This window comes from Giesbergeria giesbergeri (assembly GCF_054779375.1).
Genome location: NZ_BAAGYJ010000002.1, coordinates 535758 through 549954, shown reverse-complemented (window position 1 = coordinate 549954; position 14197 = coordinate 535758). Strand labels below are relative to the sequence as shown.

At 57.4% G+C, this 14197-nt stretch carries 11 protein-coding genes and 1 pseudogene; 10 read left to right on the top strand and 2 right to left on the bottom strand.

Going from position 1 to position 14197, the window contains the following annotated elements; genetic code table 11:
* Positions 1 to 11: 11 nt before the first annotated feature.
* Together ACYVB2_RS06700 and ACYVB2_RS06695 are read right to left on the bottom strand one after the other, a co-directional pair.
* A pseudogene (locus ACYVB2_RS06700) lies at positions 12 to 1526 on the bottom strand (methyl-accepting chemotaxis protein); the annotation flags it as partial.
* Positions 1527 to 1592: 66 nt separating this feature from the next.
* On the bottom strand, positions 1593 to 1985 hold the full coding sequence (locus ACYVB2_RS06695) for a response regulator transcription factor (RefSeq protein ID WP_382430255.1): 393 nt from the start codon (positions 1983 to 1985) through the stop codon (positions 1593 to 1595).
* A 337-nt stretch (positions 1986 to 2322) separates the two neighbouring features.
* Between ACYVB2_RS06695 and dusA the strand changes: the two genes are divergently transcribed.
* The 10 genes from dusA to urtE all read left to right on the top strand — a co-directional run bounded on the left by dusA (position 2323) and on the right by urtE (position 14189).
* Positions 2323 to 3333, top strand: a complete 1011-nt coding sequence (gene dusA / locus ACYVB2_RS06690; protein WP_382430257.1) for a tRNA dihydrouridine(20/20a) synthase DusA — start codon at positions 2323 to 2325, stop codon at positions 3331 to 3333.
* 136 nt (positions 3334 to 3469) lie between these two features.
* Positions 3470 to 4927, top strand: a complete 1458-nt coding sequence (locus tag ACYVB2_RS06685) for a polyhydroxyalkanoate depolymerase (protein WP_382430259.1) — start codon at positions 3470 to 3472, stop codon at positions 4925 to 4927.
* 6 nt (positions 4928 to 4933) lie between these two features.
* Positions 4934 to 5581: an RnfABCDGE type electron transport complex subunit B gene (locus ACYVB2_RS06680; RefSeq protein ID WP_382430261.1), complete on the top strand. Its 648-nt coding sequence runs from the start codon at positions 4934 to 4936 to the stop codon at positions 5579 to 5581.
* A 168-nt stretch (positions 5582 to 5749) separates the two neighbouring features.
* A complete protein-coding gene (locus ACYVB2_RS06675; RefSeq protein WP_382430262.1) occupies positions 5750 to 7354 on the top strand; it encodes a methyl-accepting chemotaxis protein in 1605 nt (534 codons plus the stop codon).
* Between the two features lie 91 nt (positions 7355 to 7445).
* Positions 7446 to 8282: an urease accessory protein UreD gene (locus ACYVB2_RS06670; protein WP_382430264.1), complete on the top strand. Its 837-nt coding sequence runs from the start codon at positions 7446 to 7448 to the stop codon at positions 8280 to 8282.
* Between the two features lie 155 nt (positions 8283 to 8437).
* Entirely contained in the window at positions 8438 to 9721 is a 1284-nt protein-coding gene (gene urtA, locus ACYVB2_RS06665) for an urea ABC transporter substrate-binding protein (RefSeq protein WP_382430266.1), read from the top strand.
* A 95-nt stretch (positions 9722 to 9816) separates the two neighbouring features.
* Positions 9817 to 11427 carry an urea ABC transporter permease subunit UrtB gene (gene urtB, locus ACYVB2_RS06660; protein WP_382430268.1) on the top strand — a complete coding sequence of 537 codons (1611 nt, stop codon included), beginning with the start codon at positions 9817 to 9819 and terminating at the stop codon, positions 11425 to 11427.
* Between the two features lie 13 nt (positions 11428 to 11440).
* The gene (gene urtC / locus ACYVB2_RS06655; protein WP_382430270.1) at positions 11441 to 12595 is read left to right on the top strand and encodes an urea ABC transporter permease subunit UrtC; all 1155 of its coding nucleotides are present in this window, start codon (positions 11441 to 11443) and stop codon (positions 12593 to 12595) included.
* Positions 12592 to 13473 (top strand): urea ABC transporter ATP-binding protein UrtD, encoded by an 882-nt coding sequence (gene urtD, locus ACYVB2_RS06650; protein ID WP_382430272.1) that lies wholly within the window; start codon positions 12592 to 12594, stop codon positions 13471 to 13473. Before urtC ends, urtD begins: the two co-directional genes overlap by 4 nt.
* Before the next feature lie 11 nt (positions 13474 to 13484).
* The gene (gene urtE / locus ACYVB2_RS06645) at positions 13485 to 14189 is read left to right on the top strand and encodes an urea ABC transporter ATP-binding subunit UrtE (RefSeq protein ID WP_382430274.1); all 705 of its coding nucleotides are present in this window, start codon (positions 13485 to 13487) and stop codon (positions 14187 to 14189) included.
* Positions 14190 to 14197: the final 8 nt, after the last annotated feature.

Below are 14197 nucleotides of genomic sequence, written 5' to 3'. Positions count from 1 at the left end.
TCGCCCCAATGTCAGGCGCTTTGCAGCTCATCGGCCAGCGAGGCCACTTCTTCAATGGCAGCCGCTAGCTCTTCTGCTCCTTGGGCCTGTTGACGGGCAGCGGCGGCAGCTTCGTCTGCAGCCTTGGAAGCCTCTTGGGCCGCCGAGGCGATTTGATCAACACCACGCTTGACCTGAACGATGGCCGAGCCGATTTCGTTGGCGGCATTCAGGATTTCGGTGGTGCTGCGTTCCAGTTCGGCGGTGTCGTTTTCGATGGATACCAGACTGGTCGAGGTGGCTTTGGCCTTTTCCACTTCGGTGATCGTGGCGGCGATGATTTCGTCCAAATCGCGCCCGACCACGCCAATTTGGTCTTGCACGGCTTTGACCAAGTCTTTGATGCGGTCGGCATTTTCGGCGGAGTCTTGGGCCAGATTGCGGATATCGGTAGCGACGACAACAAAGCCCTTGCCAAATTCACCGGCGCGGGCCGCCTCAATCGAGCCATTGACCGCCAACATGTTGGTTTGGATGGATACGGTGGCGATGGCATCAACGATTTTGTCGATACGCCGCGACACCAGCTCCAGCTCTTTGACCTGCTTGATACTGACCCGTGAGGCTTCTGCCGAGGCCTGAATATTGGCAATCAGGCTGTTGACCATCGATTGGTTGGTGGCTAACAGCTTGCGCATGGCGGCCACTTTGTTGGCATTGGCGGTGCTGCGTTCTGTAGCCAATTGGGCGCTGCGTTCAATTTGGTTCACGGCGGTAGCGGAGGCTTCGGCGCCGGCCGATTGCACGTCGGCACCTTTGCGAATCTGTTCAATCGCCGCCATGATCTGCCCACCCGAGCGGCTGATTTCTTGCACAGCAGTGGAAAGCTCTTCAGCGGCCGAGGCAACCTCTTCGGCACTCTTGGCTACATCGGTAGACCGCTTGAGTTCTTCAGCCAATTCAGACAGGCCAGCGGCAGCTTGTTCGCTCTCGTTGAGGGCTTGGGTTTGTTCGGCCACGGTTTTGGCCGCTTCTTCGCTAGCGGCAGTCTGTTGCTCTGCAGCAGCAGCGATGTCTTCTGAGCCCTTGACCGCTTGGCGCGTGGCCGTGGCAGCCTGTGCCGCACCGCTGGCGATGTCGGTGATGCCTTGCACCAGCTCGGCCATGGTGTGACGAACTTCGTCCAGCTGCTGGGTGATGGTCTTGCCCTTTTCGACTTCGCCCTCTACGGTTTTGGCCGATTGGCCAATGCCATCAGCAATCACCTTGACTTCCTGCTGAATTTGGCCGACCAGCCCCTGAATTTGCTTGGCGCTTTTTTCTGAGGTTTCGGCCAAGGTGCGCACTTCATCGGCCACCACGGCAAAGCCCTTGCCATGCTGGCCTGCCCGAGCAGCTTCGATAGCGGCATTGAGGGCCAACAGGTTGGTCTGGTCGGCAATCCGGGCCACGGCCTTGACGATATCGCCAATGTTGGCAGCCTGTTTTTCCAGTTCAGCCACCTGGGTGACGGATGCCCCTTGGCGCTGGGCCGAAATGCTGACATTGTTGGTCAGAGGTGGTGCAGGGCGCACCAGGAGGGGAAAAACGGTGTTGGTGTGCCATGCATGGCCTTATCCCTGCTGGGCAGGCGTATGACCACTGCCCAGCAGTTGCTTGATCAGTTGCAATAACTCCACCGGCCCAAACGGTTTATTGAGATAGGCTTTGGCACCGGCGGCCAGTCCGGCATCGCGGTCGGTGGCGCTGTCTAGCGCGGTGATCATCACTACGGGTATATGGCGCAACAGGCGATCGGCTTGCAGGATGCGATTGACTTCCAGCCCATCCATACCCGGCATCATGATGTCTAGCAAGATCAAATCGGGCTGGTGTTGGCGTACCAGTCGCAGACCTTCCTCGCCTTGGCAGGCCTCTATGACGGTGTGACCATCAAACTCCAGGGTCATGCGAATCAACCGCCGGATGTCGGCTTGGTCTTCTATGGTAAGAATGGTGTTCGGCATATCCTGCAACAACTGTTTGACCTTGGCTATGCAACAAGGCGGGGTGATTGTTTGCGTATTCTGTACGAATTCATCCCCATGAAAACACAAGAATGACGAAAAGTGCCGTACATGTGCCCATGATCAGAGGCGGGGTTCAGGGTGTGTGATGGCGTGCATGTTGGCAGTGGCACCGTGATGCCACTTGGCGCAGTTGAATACCGTCCAGCGGTGGGCACGCCTGTCGAAATCGGCGTCCTTGGGGACGGGGAAGATGTCCAATGAACGGCAATAGTGGGGTCACTATCCTGCGCTACCATCGCCAGTCACCAATGGGCCTGCCGGGCCGACATCAGAGATGCTGCACATCGCTTCCCCTACAAATACCGAGAAACACTCACCGTGGCGCATGAGCGTGGCGCCCATGCTGGACTGGACGGATAGACATTGCCGGTTTTTTCACCGTTTGCTGACCAAGAACACGCTGCTGTATACCGAGATGGTCAACGCGGGGGCTATTGTTCATGGAGGCACGGAGCGCCATTTGCGTTTTAATGCCGAGGAGCACCCGGTGGCGCTGCAACTAGGGGGCAGTGATCGTGCTTTGTTGGCACAAAGCGCCCAACTGGGTGCCCAATGGGGCTATGACGAGATCAATCTGAACTGCGGTTGCCCAAGTGAGCGTGTACAGCGGGGGGCGTTTGGTGCCTGTCTGATGCAAGAGCCTACCTTGGTGGCCGATTGCGTCAAGGCCATGCTGGATGTGGTGGACGTGCCGGTCACTGTAAAGCACCGCATTGGGATTGATCAGAACGAGGAGTACGGCTTTGTCCGCGACTTTGTGGGTACGGTGGCAGGGGCTGGCTGCCGGGTTTTTATCGTTCATGCACGCAATGCCTGGCTCAAAGGCTTGTCACCCAAAGAAAACCGCGAGGTGCCTCCGCTGCGTTATGGTGTTGCTGCCAAACTAAAACAGGATTTTCCCCACTTGACGATCGCTATCAATGGCGGTTTCACTACCGATGCCGCTGTGCAGGAGCAGTTGGCCTTGGTTGATGGCGTGATGGTGGGTCGTGAGGCCTACCACAACCCTTGGTGGCTAGTTCGATGGGATGAAGTCTTTTATGGCGCCACCCCACAGCATCTGTCACGCGAGGCGGTGGAGGCCACGATGGTGGACTACATGGCCCGCGAGGCAGCCCAACACGGCACCCATTGGTATGCGATTGCTCGCCACATGCTGGGGCTGCGTCACGGTTTGCGTGGAGCCAGGCATTGGCGGCAGGTGTGGAGCAATCACCGCCTCAAGGATCTGCCTGCCCATGAAGTGATGGCTCTGGCCCATCAGCCGCCTGCGGTGTTGGGCTGAATTAGTGTCTTGGGTGCAACGCTGTTTCTCGCTGTTTCATTTTAATCATTAGTCTGCTATCCATTAACAAAATCTATCAGCTTGCCATATTGCAGTGCAGCATTTATATTGCAGTGCAACAAAACAGGACGCCACCATGCTCTACCAGATCTATGAAAACCAACGCTCTTTAATGGAGCCGTTCTCCGACTTTGCGCAAGCTTCGTCTAAGTTGTTTAGCAATCCCGGTTCTCCCCTGAGCCAGTTGCCTGTGGCGCAACGGGTGGCCGCCGCCTATGATTTGTTCTACCGCTTGGGTAAGGACTACGAAAAACCAGCCTTTGACATCAAAACCGTGAAGGTCGAAGGCGTGGAGGTGGCTATCCATGAGCGTGTGGCGCTAGACAAGCCGTTTTGTGAGTTGCGCCGTTTCAAGCGGTTTTCTGATGATCCGGCCACACTGAACAAGCTGAAAAAGCAGCCAGTGGTGCTGATCGTAGCCCCCCTGTCTGGTCATTACGCTACGCTGCTGCGCGACACAGTGCGCACCATGCTGCAAGACCACAAGGTTTTTATCACCGATTGGAAGAACGCTCGTTTGGTGCCCCTGTCGCAGGGCGAGTTTCACTTGGACGATTATGTGAACTATGTGCAGGAATTTATCCAGCACTTGCAAGCCAACTATGGCAATTGCCACATCATCAGTGTGTGTCAACCCACAGTGCCGGTGCTGGCCGCCGTGTCGCTCATGGCCAGCCGAGGCGAGAAGACACCTCTGTCCATGACCATGATGGGTGGGCCTATTGATGCCCGCCACTCGCCCACTGCGGTGAACGATTTGGCTGCCAAGCGCAGCTATGAATGGTTTGAGAACAACGTCATCTACCGGGTGCCTGACAGCTTTCCGGGGGCGGGCCGCCGCGTCTATCCTGGCTTTTTGCAATACACCGGCTTTGTGGCCATGAACCCCGACCGCCACATGGTCAGCCATTACGATTATTTCAAAGACCTGATCAAGGGGGATGGGGCCAGTGCTGAAGCGCACCGCAAGTTCTACGATGAGTACAACGCGGTGCTGGATATGGATGCGCACTACTACTTGGAGACGATTCGTACCGTGTTCCAAGAATATAAGTTGGTCAATGGCACCTGGGATGTGCGCTCCAACAGTGGTGCCTTGGAGCGTGTGCGGCCCCAAGACATTCATCACACCCGTCTGCTGACAGTGGAAGGGGAGTTGGATGATATTTCTGGCACGGGTCAGACCCGTGCGGCCCATGATCTGTGTAGCGGTATTGCGGCCACCAACAAAGAGCATTTCGAGGCCAAAGGGGCAGGCCACTATGGTATTTTTAGTGGTCGGCGCTGGCGTGAAATGGTGTATCCGCAGGTGCGGGCCTTTATCTACCACAGCCAAGGTGATGTGGCTTCCACGTCTGTGCCCAGTGCGCCCGTGACCACAGCAGCCGAGGCGGCACCAGCGCCTGCCAATGTGCCTACAGGGGCTGCCGAACACATGCACCAAGCAGACCCAGAAAATAGCTTGCAAATGGCGGTCACTGCCAGCCCCCGCAAGGCACCAGCAAAATACAACCGCCGTACGCGCAAGGGTTGAGCCGGGGTGTCTGCAGCGGATGAAAATTGGCAGGTGCTGGCGCTGCACATAGAGGCAGCATTGCCCCAGACGCAATGCACCCGCTGCGGCTATCCCGACTGTGCGGGCTATGCCCGTGCCATTGCCCAAGGGCAGGCGGCCATTAACCAATGCCCACCTGGGGGCGAGGAGGGTGTGCGGCGGCTCGCTGCCTTGACGGGGCAGCCGCCCCTGTCACTCAACCCTGAGCATGGGAGTGAAGGCCCACGCAGCGTGGCTGTGATTGATGAGGCTTGGTGCATTGGTTGCACCTTGTGCCTTGCGCCTTGTCCTACCGATGCAATCTTGGGTGCCAACAAGCAGTTGCACACCGTCATGGGTGAGCATTGCACCGGCTGTGGTTTGTGTGTTCCGGTTTGCCCTGTTGATTGCATTCAGTTGCAGACAGTGAGTGGAACGGCCACCGGTTGGCAAGCTTGGTCAACCGCTCAAGCACAACAGGCACAGGCCCGTTATCGGCAACATCAGCAGCGTTGGGGTGGGGGGGCGGCTCCTACACCAGAAGCCTCTGCGTTGCCAAAAACGGCTGTTTTGCCAGCAGCCAATCCACCATTGGATAAAAAAGCAGCCATTGCTGCTGCTTTGGCTAAGGCACGCGCTCGTCGTACAGGCTGAGTAGCAATCCGCATTGACCTCGGCTGGATTTCGTGTTTTAAAGATCCGCAGGAAGAACTGACAAGAAAACGTCACAGCCAACGGGCATAGTGGCGCCACACCCTGCACTTTGGGTGTGTTGATTTTCTGAATGGTCTTTCAATGCAATTCTTTTCACACACTTCTGAGATGTCACGCAGCAGCTTGGGGCGCCGTCTGCTGTCGGCTTTCCTGTTGGTGTTGTTGTTGGGCCTGGTGGGGGCCATGATGGGGATTTGGTCGTTGAGCCGCATCAACGACGCTACCAAAGGCATGGTGCAGCACAGCATGGCTGCTGAACGCTTAGTGGCAGACGCCTATCGCGCCCAGGCCATCAATTCTGAGCGGTATAAGGCCGTGGCCTTGAGTTCGGAGCCAGAGGTGGGAGAGATACTGGGGAGCGATATTGCCAAAACCCAGGAAAATTATGATCGCCTCATGGCCGAGCTGGACCAACAGCTGCAACAACCTGCCGAGCGCGAATTGTTGGCACGCATTCAGGCCGCAGCCAAGGACTTTATGCTGGCGCGCACAGAACTGGTGGCCGCCCGCGACTCGGGTCTGACAGCCCGCATCCATTTGGTTTATAGCAACCGTTTCTTGCCCGCCACCAACACGTTGCAGACCTCTCTGGGGGCTTTGACCCAGTGGCAGCGCAATGCCATTGATGCGCGTGACCGCGAGATTGCCCAGTGGAGCGACCGGGCCAGATTGGCGTTGTTGGGTTTTAGTGCCCTGGCTTTGGTGTTGGGTGGTGGTTTGGCTTGGTGGTTGATGCGCAGTATTACCCGACCCATCGCCACGGCCAGTGCCACGGCCAACCGGGTGGCTAACTTGGATCTGCGCCATGAAATTCAAGGCCATGAGCGTGATGAGGCAGGGCGTATGTTGATGTCGCTGGCCGTGATGCAGGAGGCCTTGCGCACCTTGGTGGCACAGGTGCGGGCATCGGCACACAGTATTCGCACTGCGACCAGTGAGATCGCGATGGGAAATGCGGATTTGTCGGCACGCACCGAAGAGACCGCGTCCAAATTGCAAGAGACAGCGGCTTCGTTGGAGCATATTACTGGGCGGGTGGTGGCATCGGCAGCCGCTGCCCGTCGGGCAGAGAGCCTCGCCAGCACGGCAGCGGCAGTGGCACAAGAGGGCGGCACTGCTATGGGTCAGGTGCAAAGCACGATGCGGGGCATTGAGCAATCTTCAGACAGGATTGTGGACATCATTGATGTGATTGATGGCATTGCCTTTCAGACCAATATTTTGGCGCTCAATGCCGCCATTGAGGCAGCGCGTGCCGGAGAGCAGGGGCGCGGGTTTGCAGTGGTGGCCAGTGAGGTGCGGATGCTGGCTATCCGCTCGGCAGAGGCTGCGCAGCAGATCAAATCCCTGATTCAAGATTCGGTGGCCCAAGTGCAGGCAGGAGCCAAGATGGTCAATGATGCGGGCGACACCATTGCGCGCACGGTCTCATCTATTCGGCAGGCTTCTTATGCCATGACAGAAATCAGTGCAGCCACTTTGGCACAAAAAGAAGGGATTGGTCAGATCAATGTGGCGGTGGCCCGGATTGATCAGGTGACACAGCAAAACTCGGCTTTGGTGGAGGAGTCGGCTGCTGCTTCTGAGAGTTTGCAACAACAGGCCCAAGAGTTGGCCCGCTTGATCAGCCGGTTTGTCTTGCCAGAAGCAACGCCAGAGCCCGAAGTGCTCCAGTGTGCCACGCCTCTGGAGCTGGGCATGTCGCCCCGCTGAGGGGGGCTTCCCATGTGGCCGCCTATGGGGGCGCGGGTTGCAATGGCATTGATTTTGCTTGAATGGGGGCTGGTTCTTACTCCTTTTCAAAATGTCCTGGCAAGCCCGACTCGATCTTCAGTACCACCGCCATCTTTCAGGACAGACGCTATTGCGCCACCAGCACACTGGGCCATTGCGCATCTTTAAGAGCCTGTATCCAGAAGGTGCTGGTATTTGCCACAACGTGATCGTGCACCCCCCCGGTGGCTTGGTGCAAGGCGATAGCCTAGAGATTGAAGTGGCAGTGGCGCAAGGTGCCCATGCCTTGATTTCTACGCCGGGTGCCACACGCTTTTACCGCAGCACCAGTGGTGAGTTGGCACGGCAGCAGGTGCGTTTGCAACTGGAGGCCGGGAGCCGACTAGAGTGGCTGCCATTGGAGACAATTGCTTACGATGGCTGCCAAGCACAGAACCAAGTGCAAGTGGAGTTGGCACCGGGGGCAGAATTGCTGGCTTGGGATGTGGTCAGTTTGGGCCTACCCGCCGCTGCGCTGCCATTTGCCAGCGGTTGCCTGACCCAACATTGGGAATGGCCTGGCATCTGGCTGGAGCGGGCCTGTATTGCTGCCGAGGACAAGCGCCTGTTGTGCAGCCCATTGGGTTTGGCAGGTCAGACGGCCTTGGGCACCTTGGTGCTGGCTTGTGGCACACCCTTGACACGGCTACGACGTGAGGCGCTGTTGGAGGCCTGCCGTGGCCTGATAGAGGCCCATCCGTTGGCATCACGTTGTGGCGCCACTTGCCCCAATGATTACATGCTGGTGGTACGGGCACTGGCCTCGCAGGTGGAGCCATTGATGCAGTTGTGGCAATCCCTGTGGGCGTTGCTGCGGCGAGAAGCTTGGTTACTGGCAGACCAACCGCCCCGCATCTGGAGCGTGTAGCGGGCAAGATACGCCCGCTTGTACGCCATCTGGCGTACAGACGAAAACAGGGGCCGTTCCTACCATCACTACATCTGCTCCACACAAGGCCACCACAGGGTGGCAGTGCAGCAGAAACCGTAGTCCCCATTACCCTTTAGGAACGGAAAACCGCCATGACCAGCTCCTCCTCGCGTCGTCTGACCCTCAAGACCCTGTCGGCTGCCGCCGCTGTAGCCTCTATCGGCCTGTTGGGTCTGCCTGCCCAGGCGGCAGACACCATCAAGGTGGGTGTGCTGCACAGCCTGTCGGGCACGATGGCTATTTCTGAAACGGTACTCAAAGACACCGTGCTGATGGCGATTGATGAAATCAATGCCAAAGGTGGCGTGCTGGGAAAGAAGCTCGAACCCGTGGTGGTCGACCCAGCCTCTAACTGGCCGCTGTTTGCCGAAAAAGCCAAACAACTGATTGACCAAGACAAGGTGGCGGTGGTGTTTGGCTGTTGGACTTCGGTCAGCCGCAAGTCGGTGTTGCCGGTGTTCGAAGAAAAGAATTCGCTGCTGTTTTACCCCGTGCAGTATGAGGGCGAGGAGTTGAGCAAGAACGTGTTCTACACCGGTGCAGCCCCCAACCAACAGGCTATTCCGGCAGTGGAGTATCTGATGAGCAAAGACGGTGGTGAAGCCAAACGTTTTGTGCTGTTGGGCACGGATTATGTGTACCCCCGCACCACCAACAAGATTTTGCGTGCTTTCCTGAAGTCCAAGGGTGTGGCCGAGGCCGACATCATGGAGGAGTACACCCCTTTTGGTCATTCAGATTACCAGACCATCATTGCCAAGATCAAAAAGTTCTCCGCAGAGGGTAAGAAAACGGCAGTGATTTCTACCATCAATGGTGACTCCAATGTGCCCTTCTATAAAGAGTTGGGCAATGCAGGCTTAAAGGCCAAGGACGTGCCTGTGGTGGCCTTCTCCGTGGGTGAAGAGGAGTTGCGCGGTGTAGATACCAAACCATTGGTGGGCCATCTTGCTGCGTGGAATTACTTCATGAGTGTGAAGAGCCCAGCCAACACCGATTTTGTGAAGAAATGGAGTGACTACGCCAAGGCCAAGAGCATTCCAGGCCACAAAGACAAGCCGTTGACCAACGACCCGATGGAGGCCACCTATATCGGCATCAACATGTGGGCGCAGGCCGTGGCCAAGGCCGGCTCTACCGATACCGACAAAGTGATTGCAGCGATGGCAGGCCAGACCTTCCAAGCCCCCGGTGGTTTTGTCTCCACGATGGACAAAGAGAACCACCATCTGCACAAGCCGGTGTTTATTGGTGAAGTGAAGGCCGATGGGCAGTTCAAGGTGGTGTGGAAGACCAAAGGCCCGGTAGTGGCCGATCCGTGGAGTGACTACATCGCCGAAAACAAGGGTAAGGCCAACGTACCCGCCAAGAAGTAAGGCCGTGGGCCGGGTGCCCCCGTGGCACCTGTGGATGGAACGGGCCGCCCTTTGCGGCCCGCAGTTTTATCGGGAAGTCAAAGATGCGACACACCATGATGAGCGTACTGCGGCGCACCGTGCTAGGGCTGGGCCTGGCCTGTGGTGCCCTGCTGCCACTATCGGCTTCGGCACTGACCGCCGATCAGGCCTTGCAATTGGTTGAAGGCGAGGCTGATGAGCGTGTAGCCCAACTATTGCAACTGGCCGCTAGCGACGATCCGCGCGCCCATGCACTGATTCGGGCCTTGTCGGAGGAGAGCGTGCAGGTGCAGGAAGGCCGCGTGCTGATCGTGCAGGGCACGCAGGCGTTAGACGCGGTGAGTGGCGTGGCTGTGCCATTGGGCGATTTGGCAGAGGAAGCGGTGGTCAACAACCGTTTGCGCGGTGCCTTGGACAGCGCACTGGCGGGCATGGATCTGTTGGAAGGCGACAGCACACGCCAAGCACAAGCGGCAGCCATTTTGCAGCGCGGCGCTTTTGATGACCCTAATCCGGCACAACTGCTGTTGGTCGAGCGTGCGCTCTCGGCTGAATTTGCCAACAAGCTCGACCCTGCCGCGCGGGAGTCGTTGCTGCTGGCACAGGCTGCACTGCATTTGGCCAGTGCCGACCCAACCCAGCGCATAGCTGCGGCACAAAAGCTGGCCCACACAGGCCAACCGATTGTGAAGGCGCTGTTAGCACAGCGCCTGAGTGCCGAGGCCAACCCCACCGTGAAAGCTGCGCTGAGCCAAGCCCTGCGCACGGTAGAGAACCAACTGGACACAGCCGCAGCATTGGGGCAGATGTTTACTGGCATCAGCCTAGGTTCCATCTTGCTGCTGGCGGCACTGGGGTTGGCGATTACTTATGGCCTGATGGGGGTCATTAACATGGCGCATGGCGAACTCATCATGATTGGTGCCTATGCCACCTATCTGGTGCAGGTGGCTTTTCGCCAGTATTTGCCCAATGCCTTTGACTGGTATTTGTTGGCAGCGTTGCCGCTCTCGTTTCTGGCTGCAGCCTTGGTGGGTGCGGCGATGGAGCGCAGTGTGATCCGTTTTTTATATGGTCGTCCACTGGAAACGTTGCTGGCCACTTGGGGCATTAGTCTGGTGTTGATGCAGGGGGTGCGTAGCCTCTTTGGCGCCCAAAACGTGGGGGTAGAAAACCCAGCGTGGATGAGCGGCGGCATCACGCTATTGGGCAGCCTGACCCTGCCCTGGAACCGCATCGTCATTGTGGCTTTTGCCTTAGCGGTGCTGCTGGCGGTGGCACTGTTGATTGGCAAAACGCGCTTGGGCCTGTTTGTGCGTGCTGTCACACAGAACCGCCCTATTGCCTCTTGCATGGGGGTCAATACGGCGCGCATCGATACCTATGCCTTTGCACTGGGCTCTGGTATTGCGGGGCTGGCGGGCTGTGCCTTGAGCCAAGTAGGCAATGTGGGGCCAGACTTGGGCCAGAACTACATCGTCGATTCTTTCATGGTGGTGGTGTTGGGAGGCGTAGGGCAGTTGGCAGGCACGGTGTATGCCGCGCTGGGGCTGGGCCTGTTAAACAAGCTGCTGGAAGGCTGGGTGGGGGCTGTGCTGGCAAAGATTGCTGTGCTGGTGTTCATCATTGTCTTTATCCAAAAGCGTCCGCAAGGCATTTTTGCCCTCAAGGGCCGTCAAGCCTGAAACCGGAGGTCTTATGAAAACCACCCTTTCCCTTTCTGTGACGGCCAGCCCGTCAGCCATCGCATTGCCTGCCAAAGGCCCATTGATGGCCCGCAGCGGTTGGCGTGCCCTGTGGCTGGTCTTGTTGGTGATTTGTGCGGTCGCTCCGGCGCTCAATCTGTGGGTGCCAGCGGGCAGCGTTTTTCACTTGAGCGACTATATGGTCGGCTTGCTCGGCAAGATGATGTGCTATGCCATTTGTGCGTTGGCGATGGACTTGATCTGGGGCTATACCGGCATCTTGAGTTTGGGCCACGGCTTGTTTTTTGCCTTGGGCGGCTATGTGATGGGCATGTACCTGATGCGCCAAATTGGCCGTGAGGGCAGCTACCAAAGTGATTTGCCCGATTTCATGGTGTTTTTGGACTGGAAGGAGCTGCCTTGGCACTGGGCTTTGAGCGACAGTTTTGCCGCCACTGTGTTGCTGGTGCTGTTGGTGCCGGGGCTGGTCGCCTTTGTCTTTGGCTACTTTGCCTTTCGCTCGCGCATCAAAGGGGTGTATTTCTCCATCATTACGCAGGCACTGACTTTTGCTGCCATGCTGCTGTTCTTTCGCAATGAGACCGGCTTGGGCGGCAACAACGGCTTTACCGATTTCAAACGCATTCTGGGCCAGCCCTTGGCTACGCAAGAGATGCGCATGACGCTGTTTGTGCTGACGGGCCTGACGCTGGTGGGCTGCTACTTGTTGGCGCGTTGGCTGGTGCAAAGCAAGTTTGGCCGCGTGTTGCAAGCCATCCGAGATGCTGAAAGTCGGGTGATGTTCTGTGGCTACGACCCACTGCCCTACAAGCTGACCATTTGGGTGATTTCTGCCGTGATGTGTGGCGTGGCGGGGGCGCTTTATGTGCCCCAGGTGGGCATTATCAACCCCGGCGAAATGAGTGCGGCCAACAGCATTGAGATTGCTGTATGGGCGGCAGTGGGTGGGCGGGCATCACTGATTGGCCCGATTGTGGGTGCTTTCTTGGTCAATGGAGCCAAGAGCTGGCTGACGGTGACTTTTCCAGAGTTTTGGTTGTATTGCCTTGGGGCATTGTTCATTGTCGTAACGCTGTACCTGCCGCAGGGCGTGGTGGGCTTGGTGCAAAAACTGCGTTGGAAGAAAACCCAAGGAGGCAAAGCATGACCCCCGATTTGATGGATCAAGGCGCCGAACGTTATGCGCGCGCTCAAGCCAGAATAGCGCAACAACAAGGAAAAACCGCCTCAGGAGGCAGGGCGGCGGGATTTTCGCGCCCGGTGGTGCCTGGTGAAGTAGACGTGACCCACGGGCGCATTCTGTATTTGGAAGATGTGCATGTCAGTTTTGATGGCTTCAAGGCCATCAATGGCCTGAACTTGGACATTGCCCCTGGTGAGCTGCGCTGCATCATCGGCCCCAACGGTGCAGGCAAGACCACGATGATGGACATCATCACCGGCAAAACCCGGCCTGATATGGGCACGGTGTTTTTTGGCTCCACCATCGATCTGCTGCGCTACAAAGAGCCAGAGATTGCCGCTTTGGGTATAGGGCGCAAGTTTCAAAAACCAACGGTGTTTGAAGAACTGAGCGTCTTTCAAAACTTAGAACTGGCCTTGGCTACACACAAGGGCGTGTGGCCAAGCATGAAGTTTGGCCTCAATGGCGAACAAAAAGACCGGCTGGCCGAAGTGCTAGAAACCATCCACTTGCAAGATGCTGTGCTGCGCCGCTCGGGTGATTTGAGCCACGGCCAAAAGCAATGGCTAGAAATTGGCATGTTGCTGATGCAAGAACCCAAATTGCTGCTGCTCGATGAGCCGGTGGCAGGCATGACCGATGAAGAAACGATGCGCACTGCCGAGCTGTTTTTGCGTCTCAAGGGCAAGCATTCGTTGATGGTGGTGGAGCACGACATGAGCTTTATCCGCGCCATCAGCGAAAAGGTAACGGTGCTGTGCGATGGCTCTGTGCTGGCCGAAGGCACCCTAGACCAGGTGCAGGCCGATGAGCGCGTGATTGAGGTCTATCTGGGCCGCTGAAGGAACACAACATGCTACAGATCGAACAATTGCACCAGTATTACGGCGGCTCACATATTTTGCGCGGCGTTGATTTGCAAGCCAAGGCTGGTGAAATCACCGTGGTGCTGGGGCGCAATGGTGTTGGCAAGACCACCTTGCTCAAATCATTGATGGGACTGGTGCCAGTGCGTTCGGGCAAAGTGGTTTTTAATGGTCAATCGATCGAAAAAACCACCCCCTACGAACGGGCCAGAGCAGGTATTGGCTTTGTGCCCCAAGGGCGTGAAATTTTTGGCCGGCTGACGGTACACGAAAACCTGCTGATGGGGTTGGCTACCCAAAAAGCTGGCACGCCTATTCCTACGCAGCTTTATGAGCTGTTTCCGGTGCTCAAACAGATGTTGGGGCGGCGCGGGGGTGACCTCTCCGGCGGGCAACAACAGCAACTGGCGATTGCCCGCGCTCTGGCCCCGGCACCCAAACTGTTGGTGTTGGACGAACCCACCGAAGGCATCCAGCCCAACATCATCAAAGACATTGGTCGGGTGCTCAAGCAACTGGCCCAGCAAGGGCTGAACGGCCAGCCGATGGCTATTGTGCTGGTAGAGCAGTATTACGATTTTGCTGAAGAACTGGCCGACCGCTATCTGGTGATGGAGCGTGGCGAGGTAATTGCCAGTGGGCCGGGTGCCGAAATGCCGGATAAGGGCATTCGGCAACTGGTGGCTATTTGAACCCCCCA